This is a genomic window from Streptomyces sp. GL_140 (genome assembly GCF_057834465.1).
This window is the reverse complement of record NZ_CM174404.1, coordinates 2,475,927-2,496,234: the sequence shown is the minus strand read 5'-3', so window position 1 is coordinate 2,496,234 and position 20,308 is coordinate 2,475,927. Positions and strand designations below refer to the sequence as shown.

Sequence of the window (20,308 nt, the reverse complement as noted above, 5' to 3'; positions counted from 1 at the left end):
CCATCCAGAAACACCGACGCAGAAGATCCTGACACCGGGGTAATCCGTGAAAAAGCTCTCCGCACGACGACGCCATCCGCTGGCGGCGGTCGTCGTTCTACTCTTCGCGCTGGCGGCCACTGGGGGGCTGTACGCCGTCTTCGCGCCTACGGGCACTGCGAAGGCCGACGAAACCGCCCAGTCCCTCGCCATCGTGGAGGGCCAGAAGCTCTACGCCGTCGGCTGCGCAAGCTGCCACGGAACCGGCGGTCAGGGTTCCTCTGACGGCCCGAGCCTGGTCGGCGTCGGCTCCGCGGCCGTCGACTTCCAGGTGAGCACGGGCCGCATGCCCGCCCAGCAGCCCGGCGCCCAGGTGCCGAAGAAGCCCGTCATTTACAACCAGGCGCAGACCGACCAGCTGGCCGCGTACATCGCGTCCCTCGGTGCCGGTCCGATCACGCCGACCGAGAAGCAGTACGACCCGGCGGGTGCCGACATCGCCAGGGGTGGTGAGCTGTTCCGCAACAACTGCGCGCAGTGTCACAACTTCACCGGCGAGGGCGGCGCGCTGACGAACGGCAAGTACGCCCCGAACCTCGAGGACGTCTCGCCGAAGCACATCTACGAGGCCATGCTCACCGGCCCGCAGAACATGCCCTCCTTCCCGGACAGCACCATGCCGGAGAAGCAGAAGAAGGACATCATCGCGTACCTCCAGAACGTGAACGGCGAGAAGTCGACCAGCCCCGGTGGGCTCAAGCTCGGTGGCCTCGGCCCCGTCTCCGAGGGTCTCTTCGGCTGGATCTTCGGTCTGGGTGCGCTGATCGCTGTCGCCGTCTGGGTCGCGGCCCACACCGCTAAGGCCAAGAAGTCATGAGTAGCCAAGACATTCCCGAAGAGAAGCACCTGCCGAGCGAGCAGGGCGACGCGCACCACGGTGGCGTGGCAGTGGCGGACGACCCGTTCGCCGACCCGGGTCTCCCGGTTCACCGGCCGCGCATCCAGGACATCGACGAGCGGGCCGCCAAGCGGTCCGAGCGCACGGTGGCCATGCTGTTCACCCTGTCGATGCTGGCCACGGTGGGGTTCATCGCCTCGTTCGTGACCATTCCGGTCGACAAGATCGTTTTCATCTTCCCCATCGGGAAGGTGAGCGCTCTCAACTTCGCCCTGGGCATGACCCTCGGTACGGCGCTCTTCAGCATCGGCGCGGGCGCGGTCCACTGGGCCCGCACCCTGATGTCCGATGTCGAGGTCGCCGCCGAGCGTCACGAGATCGCGGCCCCGGCCGAGGTCAAGGCGCAGGTCATGCAGGACTTCGCGGACGGCGCGCGCGAGTCGGCCATCGGCCGTCGCCCGCTGATCCGCAACACGATGTTCGGTGCGCTGGCCCTGCTGCCGCTCTCCGCCGTCGTGATCCTGAAGGACCTGGGCCCGATGCCCGAGGACAAGCTGCGCAAGACGATCTGGGCCAAGGGCAAGCTGCTGGTCAACGACAACACGAACCAGCCGCTGCGTCCCGAGGACCTGCTCGTCGGTTCGCTGACCTTCGCCCGGCCGGAAGGCCTGGAGGAGGACCAGCACGACTTCCAGACCCAGATCGCCAAGGCCGCCCTGATGATCGTCCGGATCAAGCCGGAGGACATCAAGGACAAGCAGGAGCTGGAGTGGTCCCACGAGGGAATCGTGGCCTACTCCAAGATCTGCACCCACGTCGGCTGCCCGATCAGCCTGTACGAGCAGCAGACGCACCACGTGCTCTGCCCGTGCCACCAGTCCACCTTCGACCTCTCCGACGGCGCCCGAGTCATCTTCGGCCCGGCTGGTCACGCGCTCCCGCAGCTGCGGATCGGCGTCAATGACGAAGGTTTCCTCGAGGCGCTCGGCGACTTCGAAGAGCCCGTCGGTCCTGCATTCTGGGAGCGCGGATGAGCACTGCGACCGATACTGAAGAGCGCAAAGCCCCGGCCGGCGAACGCGTAGCCGACTGGGCCGACGGCCGGCTGGGCATCTACAGCCTGGCCAAGGCCAACATGCGCAAGATCTTCCCGGACCACTGGTCCTTCATGCTCGGTGAGATCTGCCTCTACAGCTTCATCATCCTCATCCTCACGGGTGTGTACCTGACGCTGTTCTTCCACCCGAGCATGAACGAGGTCGTCTACCACGGCTCGTACGTGCCGATGCAGGGCGTCCAGATGTCCGAGGCGTTCGCCTCGACGCTCAACATCAGCTTCGAGGTCCGCGGCGGTCTGCTCATCCGGCAGATCCACCACTGGTCGGCGCTGATCTTCGTCGCGGCGATGCTCGTGCACATGATGCGCGTCTTCTTCACGGGCGCCTTCCGCAAGCCGCGCGAGGTCAACTGGATCTTCGGCTTCCTGCTGCTGGTCCTCGGCATGTTCACCGGTTTCACCGGTTACTCCCTGCCGGACGACCTGCTCTCGGGCACGGGTGTCCGCTTCATGGAGGGCGCGATGCTGTCCGTGCCGGTCGTCGGCACGTACCTCTCGTTCTTCCTCTTCGGCGGCGAGTTCCCGGGCGGCGACTTCGTCGCGCGGTTCTACTCGGTCCACATCCTGCTGCTGCCCGGCATCATGATGGGCCTGCTGGTGGCCCACCTGATCCTGGTCTTCTACCACAAGCACACCCAGTTCGCGGGCCCCGGCAAGACGGAGAAGAACGTCGTCGGCATGCCGCTGCTCCCGGTCTACATGGCCAAGGCCGGAGGCTTCTTCTTCCTGGTCTTCGGTGTCATCGCGGCCGTCGCGGCGATCGCCTCGATCAACCCGATCTGGGCGCTCGGCCCGTACCGCCCGGACCACGTGTCCACCGGTGCGCAGCCCGACTGGTACATGGGCTTCTCCGAGGGCCTGATCCGTGCCATGCCCGGCTGGGAGATCAACCTGTGGGGCCACACCCTCGTCCTGGGTGTGTTCATCCCGCTGATGATCTTCCCGATGGTCCTGGTCGTGATCGCGGTCTACCCGTTCATCGAGTCCTGGGTCACCGGGGACAAGCGCGAGCACCACATCCTGGACCGCCCGCGCAACGTCCCGACCCGTACGGGCTTCGGCGTGGCCTGGCTGACGTGGTACGTCGTCCTGCTGATCGCCGGTGGAAACGACATGTTCGCGCAGTACTTCCACCTGTCGATCAACTCGATCACCTGGTTCGCCCGGATCGCGTTCTTCGTGGGCCCGGTCATCGCGTTCGTCGTCACCAAGCGGATCTGCCTCGGCCTCCAGCGCCGGGACCGGGACAAGGTGCTGCACGGTCGCGAGACCGGCATCATCAAGCGCCTGCCGCACGGTGAGTTCGTCGAGATCCACGAGCCGCTCTCGCAGGGCAAGCTCCACACGCTCACCTCGTACGACCAGTACCAGCCGGCCGAGATCGGCCCGACGGTCGACGAGAACGGTGTCGAGCGCAAGGTGTCCCGCATGGAGAAGCTCCGCGCGAAGCTCAGCAAGGGCTACTACGGAGAGAACAACCAGATTCCGAAGCCTTCGGCCGAGGAGTACAAGGAGATCCAGAGCGGCCACGGCCACCACTGATCTCCTGCGCCACTGCTTGTCGTCTGTTTGTCAGATCGCTTGAGGGACTGATTCAGGTCAGTCCTGGTGTCGCCACAGCGGGAGCCCCGTCCAGTGTCTGGGACGGGGCTCTTTGCCGTCTCCGGGGCTGGATAGGCTGAAGCCCTTCCCATTCGATGTGGGCCCCGTCGTGAGGCGGCCGACCAGCAGCAGGAGCGGACCATGAACGTTGTGACCCCGGCAGGCGGCGACAGCGTGGCGGCCCGTGGCTGGCCGGGAGTTCTCGACGCCCTGCTGACCGGCCGGGACCTCAGCGCCGACGACACGGCCTGGGCCATGGACCGGATCATGCGCGGAGAGGCCACCGACGCCCAGATCGCCGGCTTCGTGGTCGCGCTGCGGGCCAAGGGGGAGACCGTCGCGGAGATCAACGGCCTGGTCCGGGCCATGTACGCGCACGCCAACCTGATCGAGGTGCCGGGCCGGACGGTGGACATCGTCGGCACCGGCGGCGACGGCGCGAAGACCGTCAACATCTCGACGATGTCGGCGATCGTGGTGGCCGGTACGGGTGCCAAGGTGGTCAAGCACGGCAACCGGGCCGCGTCCTCCGCGAGCGGGTCCTCGGACGTCCTGGAGAAGCTCGGCGTCAACCTCGACCTCACCCCCGCGCGAGTGACCGAGGTCGCCGAGGAAGCCGGGATCACCTTCTGCTTCGCGGTCAAGTTCCACCCGGCGCTGCGGCACGTGGCCGCGGCCCGCAAGGAGCTCGGCATCCGGACCACCTTCAACTTCCTCGGACCGCTGACCAACCCCGCGAAGGTACGGGCGCAGGCCACCGGTGTGGCCGACGCCCGGATGGCCCCGATCGTGGCGGGCGTCCTGGCGGAGCGCGGTTCCTCGGCGCTGGTATTCCGCGGTGACGACGGCCTCGACGAGCTGACCACCACGGCGACCTCGCGGGTGTGGTGGGTCCGGGACGGCAAGTCGGTGGAGCAGTCCTTCGACCCGCGCGACATCGGCATCCCGCTGGTCGACGTCTCCGCGCTCGCGGGCGCCGACGCCTCCTTCAACGCGGACGTCGCCCGCCGCCTGCTGGCCGGCGAGACGGGCCCGGTCCGCGACGCGGTCCTGCTCAACGCGGCGGCGGCCCTGGTCGCGCTGGACCCGGGCGCGGGGACGCTGGAGGAGCAGCTCGCCGCGGGCATGGCCCGTGCGGCCGAGGCCATCGACTCCGGCGCGGCCCGTGCGGCCCTGGAGCGCTGGGTGACGGCCAGCAACGCCTGACACGACGGTCGATCGTTTTCGGCCACGACCCCGGTCCGCCATGTGGACCGGGGTCTTGCGTTCGAGGGATCTTGTGGCAGGATCATCGGCAGGTCACGAGTGACAGCGTTTTGGCCCCGGCTCGCTGTCCGGCAACCCTCCTTCCGTGGCGGGGTGCCCCGGGTGATGACCAGGTCGTAGGCAGTGAGGTCTACGGCAAGCGCGGATCCCTCGACACCAGGGATCCTGGTCTCGATCGAGGAGCTTTTTCCGTGAGCAAGCGAATGCGATAGGGCGCTTCCGCCCCTTCTTCACCCCTCGGAACAGGGTCCCTTCCGCGTACCCGGAATCTCCGAGGCACTTCCCGTACCCCGGACGGCCGTAGCGTCGTACCCCCGTACGGGCAAACAGAAGCCATTCAGACCTGCCTGCCGGGAGATACAGCCATGTCCGCAACCCCGAACGCCACCGTCACCGCCACCGCCACCGCCGCCGTCACCGCCGAGGGCCCCGCCTGTGCCGAGCCGCTGCCGGTCCTCGGCCGCGACGTCACCGTCCCGCTCGTCACCGGCGGCGAGGTCACCTACGCCGCCCTCGACTACGCGGCCAGCGCCCCGGCCCTGCAGCGCGTCTGGGACGACGTGGCCGCGTACGCCCCGTACTACGGCAGCGTCCACCGCGGCGCCGGGTACCTCTCGCAGCTCTCCACCGACCTGTTCGAGCAGAGCCGCGTCACGGTCGCCGAATTCCTCGACTGCCGCGCCTCCGACCAGGTGATCTTCACCCGGTCCACCACGGACTCCCTGAACCTGCTTGCCGCGGTGCTGCCGGCCGACTGCCAGGTCTTCGTCTTCGAGACCGAGCACCACGCCTCGCTCCTGCCCTGGGTCGACGCGCAGGTCACCTACCTCGACGCGCCCCGCACCCCGGCCCAGGCCGTGGAGACCCTGGAGCGGGCGCTCGCCGCCCGTGACCCCTACGGCCCCGCCCTGGTCTGCGTCACCGGCGCCTCCAACGTCACCGGCGAGCTGTGGCCCGTCAAGGAACTGGCCGCCGCCGCGCACGCCCACGGCGCCCGCATCGTCCTGGACGCCGCCCAGCTGGCCCCGCACCACCCCGTCTCCGTGCAGGAGCTCGACGTGGACTGGGTGGCGTTCTCCGGACACAAGCTCTACGCGCCCTTCGGCTCGGGCGTGCTCGCCGGCCGCGCGGACTGGCTGCAGCAGGCGGAGCCGTACCTCGCCGGTGGCGGCGCCTCCCGCAAGGTGGCCCGCCGCGAGGACGGCGGGGTCGACGTCGAGTGGCACACTACGGCCGCCCGCCACGAGGCCGGTTCCCCGAACGTCATCGGCGTCTACTCCATCGCCTCCGCCTGCAAGGCGCTGAACGAGGCCGGATTCGAGAACCTGGTCGCCCGCGAGCAGCAGCTGATCTCCAAGGTCCGCCAGGGCCTGGCCGAGGTCCCCGCCGTCCGCGTCCTGTCCCTCCTCGGCGACGACGCCCCGCGGGTCGGCGTCATCTCCTTCGTGGTCGACGGCTGGAACAGCTCCCACTTCGCGGCCGCGCTCTCCGCCGAGTACGGCATCGGCGTCCGCGACGGCCTGTTCTGCGCCCACCCGCTGGTGCGCACCCTGCTCGGCAGCGAGCCGCAGGAGCCGGGCGAGTGCGGTGCGCCGGAGGCGGCCCCGGGGGAGCGCTCGCTGAACGCGATCCGCGTCAGCTTCGGCGCCGGCACCCCCGACGAGCACGTCGAGCGGTTCGTCCGCGCGGTCAAGGAGCTCGTCGCGGACGGCGCGAAGTGGCAGTACCGCACCGAAGAAGGCCGCTGCGTCCCGGCCGTCTGAGACGCTGCCAGGCATGACGTACTGGGACCCGCTACCGACCGTCCGGGCAGCCGTGGGCAAGCCGCTGCCTCAGTGGCGGCCGGGGGACCGCCTGGTGTTGCACGACTGGAGCGGACCCGCCGGGCAGACCTACCACGAGTGGGCCGACCGGGATTGGCGCAGTGTCCCCGGCCCGTTCTACGCGTCGGAGACCGACAACTGCTGGACGGGGCGCGAGTGCGCTCCCGCGCACGTGCTGTACGACGACGGCTGCGGCGGTCACGAGTTCGTCTACCGGCAGCCCCGCACGCCGCAGGAGGTGTACGACCTGATCTGCGCGGGGGAGTGCGAGATCTTCGGGGCCTATGGAGGGGACGGCGACGCGCATTGGACCCCGGAACTCGTCAAGGACTGGTGGCGGGAGCGGGGCCGGGTCCGCGAATGGGCCCTGGCCCTGGAGCGGAGCTGGTCGGTGTCCACCCGGTCGGACATGCGCGACAACGCGGCCGGGGCCCGGGACTACGCCGGCTACATCGACGGTGATCTCGCCGACCACCTGCGCGGCTACGTCTTCTGGCTGGCCGAAGGCCGCCCGGCGCGGCCGGGGGAGGCTCTGCCGGGGCTCGACTGAGCCGGGCGTTCCGCCGGGATCCGGATCGGGGACCCCGCCGCACGCCCGGCGAGGGCTACGCGTCGAGGCCGATCGCGAACGCCGCTTCCAGGTCGTGCTGGGAGTACGTGCGGAACGCCACGTGCGTGTCCGTGGCCTCCACGCCCGGGATCTTGCTGATGCGGCCCGGGATGACGTCCGCAAGGGCCTCGTGGCGGGCCACGCGGACCAGGGCGATCAGGTCGTACGTGCCGGTGACGGAGTAGACCTCGCTGACGTTCTCCAGCGCCGCGATGGCCTCGGCGATCTCGGGGATCCGGTCCACGCTGGTCTTGATGAGCACGATCGCGGTGATCACGGTTGGCTTTCTCCCTCGCCGGCAGTCACTGGTCGGGCCACTCTAGTCCCCCGCCGGTAACGCACCCACGCGTAGAGGAAGCCCGCCGAGAAGCCCACCAGGTGGGCCAGGTAGGCGACTCCCGGGCCGCTCTGCGCCCGGTGCGCCGCCAGCCACTGCAGGGCGAACCAGAACATCAGGACGATCCACGCCGGGAACCGCAGCGGCAGGAAGAGCAGGAACGGGAACAGGCTCGTCACCCGGGCCTTGGGGAAGAGGCACATGAAGGCCCCCAGGACCGCCGAGATCGCGCCGGAGGCGCCGACCAGGGTCTGGTCCGAGGAGGCGTTGGCCGCCGCGTACGCCGCCAGGGCCAGGTAGCCCGTGGCCACGTAGAAGCAGAGGAACCCCACCCGGCCCATGCGCTGCTCCGTCATCTTCCCGAAGACGTAGAGGAAGAGCATGTTGCCCAGCAGGTGCAGCCAGCTGCCGTGCACGAACAGGGCCGTCAGGGGGGTCAACAGGGCCCGGCCCCCGCCGCTCGGCAGCCCGCCCGTGAAGAGTTCGTCCGGGACCACGCCCCAGCGCCGGAAGTACGCGGCCGCGTTGGCCAGCAGCTGTTCGCCCGTCCCGTAGACCGGATCGAGCCCCGAGGCGGGGCTCAGGAGGAACAGCACGCAGCAGCCGGCGATCAGTGCGTGGGTGACCACCGGGCCCCGGGCGGCCTCGCGCACGGCCTGCCACTTTACGATCATGCAACCGAGCATGACCCAGCCCGACCCACCCGCGGGCGCGGCAGGCCGTAGGGTTACGAGCTACGCACGTCCGCGTGCGCATGCCCGCGTGCGCGACGAGGTGTAAGACATAGAAGGAGAGAGCGGCCTGATGACGGTTCCCCTGCCGACCGACACCACCCGGTGGCGCTGCACCCTGTGCGGCAACCTCACGCGTTTCGACGTCACCCGTTCGTCGAAGGTCGTGGAGTACGTCCACCTGGACCTCGCCGGGGAGCCGAAGGTCGAGGAGCGCGAGGTGGTCAATGAGACCATCGAGTCGGTGCGCTGCCGCTGGTGCAACGCGGTGGACCAGATCGAGCTCGTGGACAGGCCGGGCGCGGACTCCTGACGGAGCCCGGCCAACAGGTCAATGACGGTAGGGGTGACGGATTGTGGAGCCAGCAAGCGGCGCTGAGGCGGCCGACGCGGCCGGCGACGCCGCCGAGGTGCTCGACCGCCCGCTGCCGGAAGGCGTGCGGCGCCGGGTCGTTGCGCTCGTGTCGGACGCCTTCGGCGGTCTGACGGTCGCGGACCTCCCGGCGCAGCTGCGCCAGTACGCCCGTTTCACCCCGAGCCGGCGCGCCAAGTTCGCGGGCAACGCCATGGCGACGGCCGTGGAGACCGACGCCGTCTTCCGGGGCCGGGTCGCGGAGAAGCTCCGCGAGGCGCAGGCCGACCTGGCCGCGGCTCTGGAGGCGGGCGCGCCGCCCGCCGCCGCCGATCCCCTTGACGTGGCGGCCGCCGCGTACGTCCTGAGGCCGGCCGGCTGGGTCAAGCTGGTGGCCGCCGCGGGCGAGGAGGCCCAGCGCGCGGACGCCGAGCGCGTCGGCGAGGAGGCCCGCAGGGAGATGGACCGGCTCCGCGAGGAGCTGACCCACGTACGGGAACTGCAGCGTGCCGGCGGTGACCAGGTGCGGGCGGAGCTGGAGGCGGCCCGCAAGGAAGCGGAATCGCTTCAGCGCAAGCTGCGCAGTGCCCTCAGCGACGTCAAGCGGGGCGACGCCGCCCTGCGCAAGATCAATGCCGAGGTCGACGGGATCCGCGGGGAGGCGGCCGCGCAGGTGGCCGCCGCCGAGAGCGAGACCCGGCGGCTCAAGTCCCGCCTCGCGGAGGTGGAGTCGGCGCTGGAGACCTCGCGCCGGGCCACCCGCGAGGGGCGCAGCATCGAGGACATGCGGCTGCGGCTGCTGCTGGACACTGTGCTGGACGCCGCGGCCGGGCTGCGCCGGGAGCTCGCGCTGCCGCCGGTCTCCACGCGGCCCGCGGACACGGTGGAGGCGGTGGAGCCGGGCCGGATGACCCCGAAGGACATCGCGGCGCGAGCCCTGTCGGAGACCGACCCGGCGCTGCTGGACCAGCTGCTGGCGCTGCCTCAGGCGCACCTGGTGGTCGACGGCTACAACGTCACCAAGACCGGCTATCCGACGATGCCGCTGGAGAAGCAGCGGCTGCGGCTGCTGGGCGGGCTGTCGATGCTCGCCGCGCAGACGGGCGCCGAGATGACCTGCGTGTTTGACGGGGCGGAGCTGGCGGCCCCGGTGCTGCTCGCGCCGCCGCGCGGGGTGCGGGTGCTGTTCTCGAAGGCCGGGGTGACGGCGGACGAGCTGATCCGCCAGCTGGTGCGCGCCGAGCCGCCGGGCCGTCCGGTGGTCGTGGTCTCCACGGACCGCGAGGTCGCCGACGGGGTGGCCAAGGCCGGAGCCCGGCCGGTGACGTCCGCCTTGTTGCTGAAGCGGCTTTCGCGCGTTTCATAACTGCTGGGTCGAATGCCGGAATTGACAGGGGTTCGAGGGAACGTACCGTCAAGTGACCTGCACAGAGCGTGCACTGTAGGTAAAAAGCCTGGTCGCGGAGCGATTTTTTTCTCGGCAGGATTTGAACTGATCACAGAAAGGTCACTAGGGTCGGGTCAAACCTTCGTGCGGTAGTTCACTCATTCGGGGTGATGGCGAAGGTGTCGCCGAGTCTGCGTTCTTCGGCGGCTCCAGGAAGAAGGAGCTCGCCTTCGTGGCGTCCCACCGTCGACCCAAGCAGCCGACCCGCACCCGCGTGACCGTCCTGACCGTCACTGCCGCTGCGGCCGTCGCCCTCACGGGCCAGGCGGCCAACGCCGCCCCGGCCAAGCCGAGCAAGGACGAGGTCAAGAGCAAGGTCGACGCGCTCTACGAAGAGGCGGAGCAGGCCACCGAGAAGCTCAACGGGGCCCAGACGCGCCAGGACGCCCTGGAGAAGGAGATCGGGCAGCTCCAGGACCAGGTCGCCCGCGGCCAGGGAGAGCTCAACACCCTGCGCGGCAGCATAGGTTCGATGGCCAATGCCCAGTACCGCACCGGTGGCATAGACCAGTCCCTCGCGCTGTTCCTCTCCGCCGACCCCGACAACTACCTCGACAAGGCCTCCACGCTGGAGCAGTTGAGCGGCAAGCAGGTCGAGGCGGTCCAGAAGATCCAGGCCAAGCAGCGCACCCTCGCGCAGCAGCGCCAGGAGGCCGCCGGCAAGCTCGCCGACCTGGACGCCACCCGCAAGGAGCTGGCGGACAAGAAGAAGATCTCGACGGACAAGCTCGCCGAGGCCCAGGCCCTCCTCAACTCCCTGACCGCGCAGGAACGCGCGCAGCTCAAGGACGAGGCGAAGAAGGCGGGCGGCACCGCCGCCGAGCAGGCCCAGCTCAGCAACGTGCAGGGTTCGGGCCGCGCCGCGGACGCCCTGCGGGCCGCCGTGACCAAGAACGGCGGGACCTACGTCCGCGGGGGCACCGGCCCGAACGCGTTCGACTGCTCCGGACTGACGCAGTGGGCCTACCGGCAGGCCGGCATCACGATCGGCCGCACCACCTTCGACCAGGTCAACGACGGCCGGAAGATCAGCCTGAGCGAACTCCAGCCCGGAGACCTGGTCTTCTACGGGAACCTCCAGCACGTCGGGCTGTACGCGGGCAACGGCAAGGTCTTCCACGCCGCCAACCCGAGCGCCGGCATCCTGTACGGATCCCTCAGCGGATTCGCCTACGGGGTCCGCGTCGGCGGCTGACGCCCCCTGGGGGACGCGCCGCACACCGCCCATCCGGGCGAATTCCGCACCCCCGCTCCGACCTCATGCCCCGCCGGTGACCTGCGTCTCCGGCGGGGCGTCACTGTGTGTGCCCGCCGGAGGTCGTTGGCCGGCGCCCTGTGGCGCAGCTACTGTCTGCCAGCGCGGAACCCCGGTACACGGCCGTCCACGGTGGACGGACCCGGTCCCGCGCAGCGGAAGGGAGCGGTTTCACGTGGCGTCCCATCGCCGGTCCGGGCCCAGCATGCTCGACCGGAACACGAAGGTCACCGTCCTCACCGCCGCGGCGGCGAGCGCCGCGGTCGCCATGACGGGCGCACCCGCGAGCGCGGCCCCCGGCCTCCCGCACGAGCCCTCGGCCGGCGCCCGCGCCCAGGTCGACCGGCTCTTCGAGGAGGCCGAGCAGGCCACCGAGCGCTTCAACCAGGCCGGCGAGAAGGCCGGCGCTCCGGGCCGAAGTCGACCGGGTCCAGGACGCGGTGGCCCGCGGCCAGGACCGCATCAACACCATGCGCGGGGTCCTCGGGGCCTACGCCGGAGCCCAGTACCGGGCGGGCGGCATCGACCCCTCCGTCGAGCTGATCCTCTCCGACGACCCCGACGAGTACCTCGCCAAGGCCTCCACCCTCGACCGGCTGACCGGCCGCCAGGCCCGCCAGCTCGACGAACTGCGCTCCGAGCAGCGCAGGCTGGGCCAGGAGCGCCAGGAGGCCTCCCGCAAGCTCGCCGAACTCGACGCGCTGCGCTCGGACGTGGCGAGGGAGAAGCGGGCCGTCACGGCGAAGCTTGCCGCGGCCCGCCGGCTGCTCAACGCCATGCCCACGCAGGAGCGCGCCGAGTTCGAGCGCGCCTCGCGCTCCGGCGGCCGCCCCGACGCCCTGCCCGACCCGGGCCTGCCCACCTCGTTCGGACCCTCCTCGGGCCGCGCCGCGACCGCCGTGATGGCGGCTCGCTCCGCGGTCGGACGGCCCTACGTCTGGGGTTCCACCGGGCCTTCCGGGTTCGACTGCTCGGGCCTGATGGTGTGGTCCTACCGCCAGGCGGGCGTCGCGCTGCCGCGGACCTCGCAGGCCCAGCGGTACGCCGGGCAGCAGGTGCCGCTCTCGCAGGCGCGGCCGGGTGACCTGGTGACGTACCGCTCGGACGCCAGCCACGTCGGGATGTACGTGGGCAACGGTCAGGTGGTGCACGCCCCGTACCCGGGGGCGCGGGTGCGCTACGACCCGGTCGGGATGATGCCGGTGTCCTCGGTGACCCGGCCCTGAGGGTCGCTCTGCGTACGATCGGGTGATGTTCCCGGGCCCGGTCCGTTCCCGTCACCCCGTCCTGCGCGTGCTGCCGTCGCTGGCGCTGCTGCTGTGCGTGCCGCTCGCCGGCTGCGCCCCCGGGGCGGTCACCGGCCCCGGATCCGGTTCCGTTTCGGGTTCCGCTTCCGCCCCGGCCGGCTCGGCGGCCGAACAGGCCGTCCGCCGGGCCGTCGCCGCCTGGTCGGCGGCCCCGCCCGAGCGGCTCGCGGACATCCCCCTGGAGGGCTGGTCCTACGAGGTCTCCTCGGTCCGCGTGGACGGCGTACGGGCCTTCGCGCGGGCCCAGCTGCACTACCGGCTCACCGGCTACGACGCGGCCCCCGCCGGATCGGCCCGCGAGGTGGAACTCGCCCGGGACGGCGGCCCCGGCGGCGCCGGCGGCCCGGACGCCGCCGGCGGCTCCTGGACCGTGGTGGCCGACCGGCCCGCGCCCGGCGCCCCGCCGCAGCTGTGGGACCAGGGTCCGGTGACCGTCGCGCGGGGCGCGCACGCGCTGGTGCTCGGCGGCGCAGGCCAGAGCCCCGAGGCCCTGTCCGCGATCGCCGCCGAGGCCGACAGGGCCGTCCCGGCCGCGAGCGCCGCCTGGCCGCGGCCCTGGGCGGGCCGGGTGGTGGTCCTGGTCCCCGGGTCGCTGGAGGCGATGGCGGCGCTGCTGGGCCGCCCGGCGGACGAGTACCGGGGCCTGGGCGCCGTCACCACCGGGCGGACCGGAGCGGGCCCCGCCCCCGCCGACCGGGTCGTGGTCAACCCGGAGGGGTACGGACAGCTCACGGCGGAGGGCCGCCAGGTCATCCTGACCCATGAGACCACGCACGTCGCCACCCGCGCGGCGACCACCGCGAAGACCCCGCTGTGGCTCTCCGAGGGCTTCGCGGACTGGGCGGCGTACCGGGACAGCGGCCGCAGCGCGGCCGAGGCCGCACCGGCGACCGGCCGGGCGGTGCGCCAGGGGGACCTGCCGGCCGAGCTCCCCGGCAACGCGGCCTTCGCCTTCGGCGGGGACGGGGAGGCGCTCGCGCGGGCCTACGAGGGCTCCTGGCTGGCCTGCCGGCTCATCGCGCGCAAGTGGGGCGACGCGGCGCTCGTCTCCTTGTACGAGAAGGCCGGCCGCGAACCGCTGCCCACGGCCCTGGACGAGGCCCTCGGAACGGACCTGCCGGCGCTGACCCGGGCCTGGCAGCAGGAGCTGCGCGGTGAGTTCCGGTAGCTCGGGTAGGGTCGGCTGACGATGCACAAGACGCTGATCGTGACCAACGACTTCCCGCCGCGACCGGGGGGCATCCAGGCCTTCCTGCACAACATGGCCCTGCGGCTGGACCCCGACCGCGTCGTCGTCTACGCCTCCACCTGGAAGCACTCCGCCGAGGGCCGGGCGGCCACCGCGGCCTTCGACGCGGAGCAGCCGTTCCGGATCGTGCGCGACCGTACGACGATGCTCCTGCCGACCCCGCGGGTGACCCGGCGGGCCGCGGGCCTGCTGCGCGAACACGGCTGCGAGTCGGTGTGGTTCGGGGCGGCGGCCCCGCTGGGCCTGATGGGCCCCGCGCTGCGCCGGGCCGGGGCGAAGCGGATCGTGGCCACCACCCACGGGCACGAGGCGGGCTGGGCGCAGCTGCCGGCCGCGCGGCAGCTGCTGCGGCGGATCGGCGAGGGCACCGACACGCTGACCTACCTGGGGGAGTACACGCGTGCGCGGATCGCCTCCGCGGTGACGCCGGCGGCGGCGGGGCGGATGGTGCAGCTCCCGCCGGGCGTCGACGAGAAGACCTTCCACCCGGGATCGGGCGGCGCGGCCGTCCGCGCCCGGCTGGGCCTGTCGGAGCGCCCGGTGGTCGTGTGCGTCTCGCGGCTCGTGCCCCGCAAGGGCCAGGACACGCTGATCGAGGCGATGCCGAGGATCCTGGCGCAGGTGCCGGACGCCGTCCTGCTCGTCGTGGGCGGCGGACCCTACGAGGCCGAACTGCGGGCCCTGGCGCTCGCCAAGGGGGTCGAGGACTCCGTGGTCTTCACGGGCGCGGTCCCGTGGGCGGAGCTCCCCGCCCACTACGGGGCCGGGGACGTTTTCGCGATGCCCTGCCGCACCCGGCGCGGCGGCCTGGACGTGGAAGGCCTGGGCATCGTCTACCTCGAAGCCTCCGCGACGGGCCTGCCGGTGGTCGCGGGAGACTCGGGCGGAGCCCCCGACGCGGTACTGGAGGGGGAGACGGGCTGGGTGGTTCCGGGCGGCGCCCCCGCCGACGCGGCGGAGCGGATCGTGGCGCTCCTCCAGGATCCGGCCCTGCGCGAGCGCATGGGCCGTCGGGGCCGTGCCTGGGTCGAGGAGAAATGGCGCTGGGACCTGCTGGCGGAGCGCCTGCGCGAGCTGCTGTAGTCACGGGCCGGGCGGGCCGTCCGGGGCCCCTTCCCAGGTGGAGGGGGCTGTCGCTGCTGAGAGCTGATCTCGGACAGAGTTGATCAAACCCCTGCGGGCGGGGTCGGGCTCCGTCTACGGTCGAGCCATGTCTGACTGTTACTCAGAAGCGTGTCAGTGCGGGTTATGGCTGGTTGGGCGGAATCCGCTCATGATGCGGCCATGACACCAAACCTGACGCGCCGTCATGTTCTAGGCCTCGGCGCCCTCCAGACGGCGGCCGCCCTCGGCTTCACCCGCATCGGCCTGCAGTCCGCGGCCGCCGCCGAACCGGCGGCCGCGACCTACGCCCCGGCCATCGTCGTCGGCTCCGGCTACGGGTCCGCCGTCGCCGCGCTCCGCCTCGGCCAGGCCGGGGTGCGCACCGTGGTCCTGGAGATGGGCCGGCTCTGGGACACCCCGGGGTCCGACGGGAAGATCTTCCCGTCCACCTCCGCACCCGACCAGCGCTCCATGTGGTACCGCACCCGCACCGAGGCCCCGCTCGCCCAGTTCCTCTGGCTGGACGTGGTCAACCGCAACATCAGCCCCTACCCCGGAGTCCTGGACCGGGTGAACTACGGGGGCATGTCGGTGTACGTGGGCCGCGGCGTCGGCGGCGGCTCCCTCGTCAACGGCGGCATGGCGCCCACGCCGAAGCGCTCGTACTTCACCGAAGTGCTGCCCCGCGTGGACGCCGACGAGATGTACGGCACCTACTACCCCCGGGCCCGCGCCATGCTCGGCGTCAACGACATCGACCCGGCCTGGTTCGAGTCCACGGAGTGGTACCGCTTCGCCCGCGTCTCCCGCAAGCACGCCCAGAACACCGGCCTGAAGACCACCTTCGTCCCCAACGTCTACGACTTCGAGTACATGAAGCGCGAGGCCGCCGGCACCGCCACCAAGTCGGCGCTCGCGGGCGAGGTCATCTACGGCAACAACCACGGCAAGAAGAGCGTTGACAAGACCTACCTCGCCGCCGCCCTCGGCACCGGCAACGTCACCATCGAGACCATGCAGCGCGTGGTCGGCGTACGGCAGGACCCGGCCGGAGACTACGTCCTGACCGTCCAGACCAGCGACATCACCGGCCGCGTCAGCCAGGTCCGCGAACTCGGCTGCAAGCAGCTCTTCCTCGGCGCCGGCAGCCTCGGCACCACCGAGATCCTGCTGCGCGCCCGCGAGACCGGCACCCTGCCCGCCCTGAACGACAAGGTGGGCCTCGGCTGGGGCCACAACGGCAACGTGATGACCGCCCGCGCCAACCACCTGTGGGACACCGTCGGCGCCAACCAGTCCACCATGCCCGCCCTGGGCATCGACGACTGGGACAACGCCTCGAACCCGGTCTTCGCGGAGATCGCTCCGCTCCCGATGGGGATCGAGCACTGGATCTCGATGTACCTGGCCATCACCAAGAACCCGGAGCGCGGGCACTTCACGTACGACGCGGCCAGCGACTCGGCGAAGCTGCAGTGGACCCGGGACCAGAACACCCCGTCCGTGAACGCGGCCAAGAGACTCTTCGACCGCGTGAACCGGGCCAACTTCACGATCTACCGCTACGACCTCTTCGGCGACAACAAGGCCTTCGCCGACAACTTCACCTATCACCCGCTGGGCGGCTGCGTCCTCGGCGAGGCGACCGACGACTACGGCCGCGTCAAGGGCTACCAGGGTCTGTACGTCACCGACGGCTCGCTGGTGCCCGGATCGCTCGGCGTGAACCCCTTCGTGACGATCACCGCCCTTGCGGAGCGGAACATGTCACGCGTCCTCGCCGACCCGCGCTGATCAGCGGCCTCCGGCCGCGGACCGCCAGCCCTGCTAACCGCGGTAGAGGGCTTCGATCTCGTCCGCGAAGTCCTTCGCCACCACATTCCGCTTGAGCTTCAGCGAAGGCGTGATGTGCCCGGATTCCTCCGTGAACTGGGAGGGCAGAATGCGGAATTTCCGCACCGATTCCGCCTTGGAGACCGCCGCGTTGCCGTCGTCCACCGCCTTCTGGACGGCGGCAATCAGGTCCGCGTCCTCGCGCAGCTCGGCGGCCGTCACACCGGCCGGCTTGCCGTGCTCGGCGGCCCAGCGGCCCAGGAACTCCTCGTCGATGGTGACCAGCGCGGCCACGAACGGCCGCGCGTCGCCGACCACCATGCACTCCGCGACCAGCGCGTGCGCCCGGATCCGGTCCTCGATCACGGCGGGAGCCACGTTCTTGCCGCCCGCCGTGACGATGAGCTCCTTCTTGCGCCCGGTGATCGCGAGGTAGCCGTCCTCGTCGAGCGTGCCGACGTCACCGGTGTGGAACCAGCCGTCGGTCAGCGCGTCGGCGGTGGCCGACGGGTTGTTCCAGTACTCCTTGAAGATGTGCTCGCCGTGCAGCAGCACCTCGCCGTCGTCGGCGATGCGCACCACGGAGCCGGGCAGCGGCTGGCCGACCGTACCGATCTTCGTCCTGTCCCACGGGTTGAAGGCCGTGGCCGCGCAGGACTCGGTCAGGCCGTAGCCCTCCAGCACCGTGAAGCCGATGCCGCGGAAGAAGTGGCCGAGCCGCTCGCCCAGCGGGGCCCCGCCGGAGATCGCGTACTCGCCGCGCCCGCCGAGGACCGTGTGGAGCTTGCTGTAGACCAGCTTCGTGAACAGCTTGTGCTTGAGCTTGAGCCCGAGGGAAGGACCGCCCGGGAGGTCCAGCGCGCGGCTGTAGGCGATCGCCGTCTCGGCCGCCGCGTCGAAGATCCTGCCCTTGCCGTCGGCCTGCGCCTTGGCGCGCGCCGAGTTGTAGACCTTCTCGAACACGCGCGGCACGCCGAGGATCAGCGTCGGCTTGAAGGACTGCAGCTCGTCGGTGAGGTTCTTGATGTCCGGTACGCAGCCCAGGCGGATCGGCGCCAGTACGGCCGCCACCTCCACCAGGCGCCCGAAGACGTGCGCGGCCGGCAGGAAGAGCAGTACGGAGCACTCGCCGGTCCGGAAGAGCGGGCTGAGGCGCTCCACGATGTTGCCGCACTCCGCGAAGAAGCTGCGGTGGGTCAGCACGCAGCCCTTGGGGCGGCCGGTGGTGCCGGAGGTGTAGACGATGGTGGCCGGGTCGTCCGCGCCCGCCAGCGCGCTGCGCGCGTCGACCTCGGCGTCGGAGACCGTGGCGCCGGCGGCGGTCAGCGTCGCCAGCGCGCCCTGCTCGATCTCCCAGACCTCGCGCAGCTCCGGCAGCCGGTCGCGCAGCGCGGCCACGGCGGCGCTGTGCGCGGGGGACTCGGTGACGACGGCGACGGCACCGGAGTCGCCGAGGATCCACTGGATCTGCTCGGCGGAGCTGGTCTCGTACACGGGGACGGTGACCGCGCCCGCGCTCCAGATCGCGAAGTCGACCAGGACCCACTCGTAGCGGGTGCGGGAGATCAGGGCGACGCGGTCGCCGGGCTTGATGCCGGACGCGATCAGGCCCTTGGCGGCGGCACGCACCTCGGCGAGGAACTCGGTCGCGGTGACGTCCTGCCACTGGCCGGAGACCTTGCGGGCCATCACGGCGGTGTCGGGATGCTGAGCTGCGTTGCGGCGGATGAGATCCGTCAGGTTCCCGTCCGACGGGACCTCGTACAGGGCCGGAAGGCTGAACTCGCGCAAGACTGCTGCTCCTCTGGGCGCCATCGCCACCATGTGGACCGACCGGACGTTACCCACCGGTAGTGGGTTCCGGATAGAGGGAACCGGTCGATTGTTCCGTGCGTCACACGCCACGGCCGTGCCCTGCCGACAGTAGTCGACCCCGTTTGCGACTCGGAAGTAACCGCAGGTCCGGCCGCTGCTCCCGATTCCCTACCCGCGGTGGCCAAGCGCCCCTAGGGTGGCCGCATGGGTGGCACGCACAGCAGTACTCAGGCCAAAGTGGGCACGAAGCGCGGTACGCGGATCCACGTCGTCAGCGATGTGCACGGGAACACCGAGGCCCTCGCCCGGGCCGGAGAAGGCGCCGACGCGCTGATCTGCCTCGGCGACCTGGTCCTCTTCCTCGACTACGCCGACCACTCGCGCGGCATCTTCCCCGACCTCTTCGGAGTGGAGAACGCCGACCGCATCGTCGAACTGCGCACCGCCCGCCGGTTCGAAGAAGCCCGCGAGTTCGGCCGCAGGCTGTGGGACGGGCTCGACCGGGAGCGGCTCATCGAGGGCGCGGTCCGCCGCCAGTACGCCGAGATGTTCGCCGCCTTCCCCCGGCCGACGTACGCCACGTACGGCAACGTCGACGTCCCGGACCTGTGGCCCGAGTACGCCGGCCCCGGCCTGACCGTCCTCGACGGGCAGCGCGCGGAGATCGGGGGACGGGTCTTCGGCTTCGTCGGCGGCGGGCTGCCGACGCCGATGCGCACCCCCTACGAGGTGTCGGAGGAGGAGTACGCGGCCAAGGTGGAGGCACTCGGCGAAGTCGACGTCCTCTGCTCCCACATTCCGCCCGAGGTTCCGGAACTCTGCTACGACACGGTGGCCCGCCGGTTCGAACGGGGGAGCGGCGCCCTGCTCGCGGCCATCCGGCGGACCCGGCCCCGGTACGCGCTCTTCGGCCACGTCCACCAGCCGCTGGCCAGACGGATGCGGATCGGCGCCACGGAGTGCGTGAACGTCGGCCACTTCGCGGCGACCGGAAGGCCGTGGGCCCTGGAGTGGTGAGGCCCGCACGCGCGATAGCCTTCACGCGGCGGCCCTGGCCTTCCGGCCGTCCGCACACTTCCTCGAAAACTCCACGGAGGAGCGACCGCGATGGCGGAACACACCAGCTCGAGCATCACGATCGAGGCGTCCCCGGCCGACGTCATGGCCGTGATCGCCGACTTCGCCCGCTACCCCGAGTGGACCGGCGAGGTGAAGGAGGCCGAGGTACTGGCCACCGACGCCGAAGGTCGCGCGGAAAAGGTCCGGCTGCTGCTGGACGCGGGCGCGATCAAGGACGACCACACCCTGGCGTACGCCTGGAAGGGCGCGGACGAGGTCAGCTGGACCCTGGACAAGTCCCAGATGCTGCGGCAGCTGGACGGCTCCTACCGGCTGGCACCGCTGGCGGGCGGTACCAGGACCGAGGTCACCTACCAGCTGACCGTGGACGTCAAGATCCCGATGCTGGGCATGATCAAGCGCAAGGCGGAGAAGGTCATCATCGACCGTGCGCTGGCGGGCCTGAAGAAGCGAGTGGAAGCCCCCGCTTCCGCCTGACCCGGCCACAGCACTAGGAGCCGTCC

The 20,308-nt window shown here is 71.1% G+C and carries 17 protein-coding genes, 1 pseudogene and 1 riboswitch; of the genes and pseudogenes, 15 read left to right on the top strand and 3 right to left on the bottom strand.

From position 1 onward, the window contains the following. Positions 1-46: 46 nt before the first annotated feature. The 6 genes from qcrC (at position 47) to AC3IYJ_RS11680 (ending at position 7,235) form a co-directional block, all read left to right on the top strand. The gene (qcrC, locus tag AC3IYJ_RS11705) at positions 47-856 is read left to right on the top strand and encodes a cytochrome bc1 complex diheme cytochrome c subunit (RefSeq protein WP_489401242.1); all 810 of its coding nucleotides are present in this window, start codon (positions 47-49) and stop codon (positions 854-856) included. Then, positions 853-1,911, top strand: coding sequence for a cytochrome bc1 complex Rieske iron-sulfur subunit (gene qcrA, locus AC3IYJ_RS11700; protein WP_489401241.1), 1,059 nt, complete (start codon positions 853-855; stop codon positions 1,909-1,911). Before qcrC ends, qcrA begins: the two co-directional genes overlap by 4 nt. After that, entirely contained in the window at positions 1,908-3,536 is a 1,629-nt protein-coding gene (gene qcrB / locus AC3IYJ_RS11695) for a cytochrome bc1 complex cytochrome b subunit (RefSeq protein ID WP_489401240.1), read from the top strand. The genes qcrA and qcrB overlap by 4 nt, the downstream gene beginning before the upstream one ends. Positions 3,537-3,737: 201 nt before the next feature. Next, positions 3,738-4,802 carry an anthranilate phosphoribosyltransferase gene (gene trpD / locus AC3IYJ_RS11690; protein WP_489401239.1) on the top strand — a complete coding sequence of 355 codons (1,065 nt, stop codon included), beginning with the start codon at positions 3,738-3,740 and terminating at the stop codon, positions 4,800-4,802. A 91-nt stretch (positions 4,803-4,893) separates the two neighbouring features. Then, positions 4,894-5,010: riboswitch (SAM riboswitch) on the top strand. A gap of 217 nt (positions 5,011-5,227) precedes the next feature. Next, entirely contained in the window at positions 5,228-6,625 is a 1,398-nt protein-coding gene (locus AC3IYJ_RS11685) for an aminotransferase class V-fold PLP-dependent enzyme (RefSeq protein ID WP_489401238.1), read from the top strand. A gap of 13 nt (positions 6,626-6,638) precedes the next feature. Continuing rightward, entirely contained in the window at positions 6,639-7,235 is a 597-nt protein-coding gene (locus AC3IYJ_RS11680; RefSeq protein WP_489401237.1) for a ferredoxin, read from the top strand. 55 nt (positions 7,236-7,290) lie between these two features. Here AC3IYJ_RS11680 and AC3IYJ_RS11675 read toward each other — a convergent pair whose 3' ends face one another. Together AC3IYJ_RS11675 and AC3IYJ_RS11670 are read right to left on the bottom strand one after the other, a co-directional pair. Continuing rightward, positions 7,291-7,572: an Lrp/AsnC ligand binding domain-containing protein gene (locus tag AC3IYJ_RS11675; protein WP_215027823.1), complete on the bottom strand. Its 282-nt coding sequence runs from the start codon at positions 7,570-7,572 to the stop codon at positions 7,291-7,293. After that, positions 7,569-8,306 (bottom strand): rhomboid family intramembrane serine protease, encoded by a 738-nt coding sequence (locus AC3IYJ_RS11670; RefSeq protein ID WP_489401236.1) that lies wholly within the window; start codon positions 8,304-8,306, stop codon positions 7,569-7,571. Before AC3IYJ_RS11670 ends, AC3IYJ_RS11675 begins: the two co-directional genes overlap by 4 nt. A 130-nt stretch (positions 8,307-8,436) precedes the next feature. Here AC3IYJ_RS11670 and AC3IYJ_RS11665 point away from each other — a divergent pair, with 130 nt between their 5' ends. From AC3IYJ_RS11665 to AC3IYJ_RS11635, 7 genes and pseudogenes are all read left to right on the top strand, one after another. After that, positions 8,437-8,676, top strand: a complete 240-nt coding sequence (locus tag AC3IYJ_RS11665; RefSeq protein WP_008738811.1) for a hypothetical protein — start codon at positions 8,437-8,439, stop codon at positions 8,674-8,676. Between the two features lie 40 nt (positions 8,677-8,716). Further along, positions 8,717-10,081, top strand: a complete 1,365-nt coding sequence (locus tag AC3IYJ_RS11660) for an NYN domain-containing protein (RefSeq protein WP_489402783.1) — start codon at positions 8,717-8,719, stop codon at positions 10,079-10,081. Positions 10,082-10,334: 253 nt separating this feature from the next. Next, positions 10,335-11,357, top strand: coding sequence for a C40 family peptidase (locus AC3IYJ_RS11655; protein WP_489401235.1), 1,023 nt, complete (start codon positions 10,335-10,337; stop codon positions 11,355-11,357). A 235-nt stretch (positions 11,358-11,592) separates the two neighbouring features. Next, positions 11,593-12,643: pseudogene (locus AC3IYJ_RS11650) on the top strand (C40 family peptidase). Between the two features lie 25 nt (positions 12,644-12,668). Beyond that, positions 12,669-13,892, top strand: coding sequence for a hypothetical protein (locus AC3IYJ_RS11645; RefSeq protein ID WP_489401234.1), 1,224 nt, complete (start codon positions 12,669-12,671; stop codon positions 13,890-13,892). Between the two features lie 21 nt (positions 13,893-13,913). Further along, positions 13,914-15,056, top strand: coding sequence for a glycosyltransferase family 4 protein (locus AC3IYJ_RS11640; RefSeq protein WP_489401233.1), 1,143 nt, complete (start codon positions 13,914-13,916; stop codon positions 15,054-15,056). A gap of 201 nt (positions 15,057-15,257) precedes the next feature. After that, positions 15,258-16,871, top strand: coding sequence for a GMC oxidoreductase (locus tag AC3IYJ_RS11635; RefSeq protein WP_489401232.1), 1,614 nt, complete (start codon positions 15,258-15,260; stop codon positions 16,869-16,871). A gap of 33 nt (positions 16,872-16,904) precedes the next feature. Here the strand turns inward: AC3IYJ_RS11635 and AC3IYJ_RS11630 are convergent, their stop codons facing one another. Then, positions 16,905-18,701 carry an AMP-dependent synthetase/ligase gene (locus AC3IYJ_RS11630; RefSeq protein WP_489401231.1) on the bottom strand — a complete coding sequence of 599 codons (1,797 nt, stop codon included), beginning with the start codon at positions 18,699-18,701 and terminating at the stop codon, positions 16,905-16,907. A 228-nt stretch (positions 18,702-18,929) separates the two neighbouring features. Here AC3IYJ_RS11630 and AC3IYJ_RS11625 point away from each other — a divergent pair, with 228 nt between their 5' ends. Next, positions 18,930-19,742, top strand: a complete 813-nt coding sequence (locus AC3IYJ_RS11625) for a metallophosphoesterase family protein (protein WP_489401230.1) — start codon at positions 18,930-18,932, stop codon at positions 19,740-19,742. Positions 19,743-19,832: 90 nt separating this feature from the next. Further along, positions 19,833-20,282 carry an SRPBCC family protein gene (locus AC3IYJ_RS11620; RefSeq protein WP_489401229.1) on the top strand — a complete coding sequence of 150 codons (450 nt, stop codon included), beginning with the start codon at positions 19,833-19,835 and terminating at the stop codon, positions 20,280-20,282. Positions 20,283-20,308: the final 26 nt, after the last annotated feature.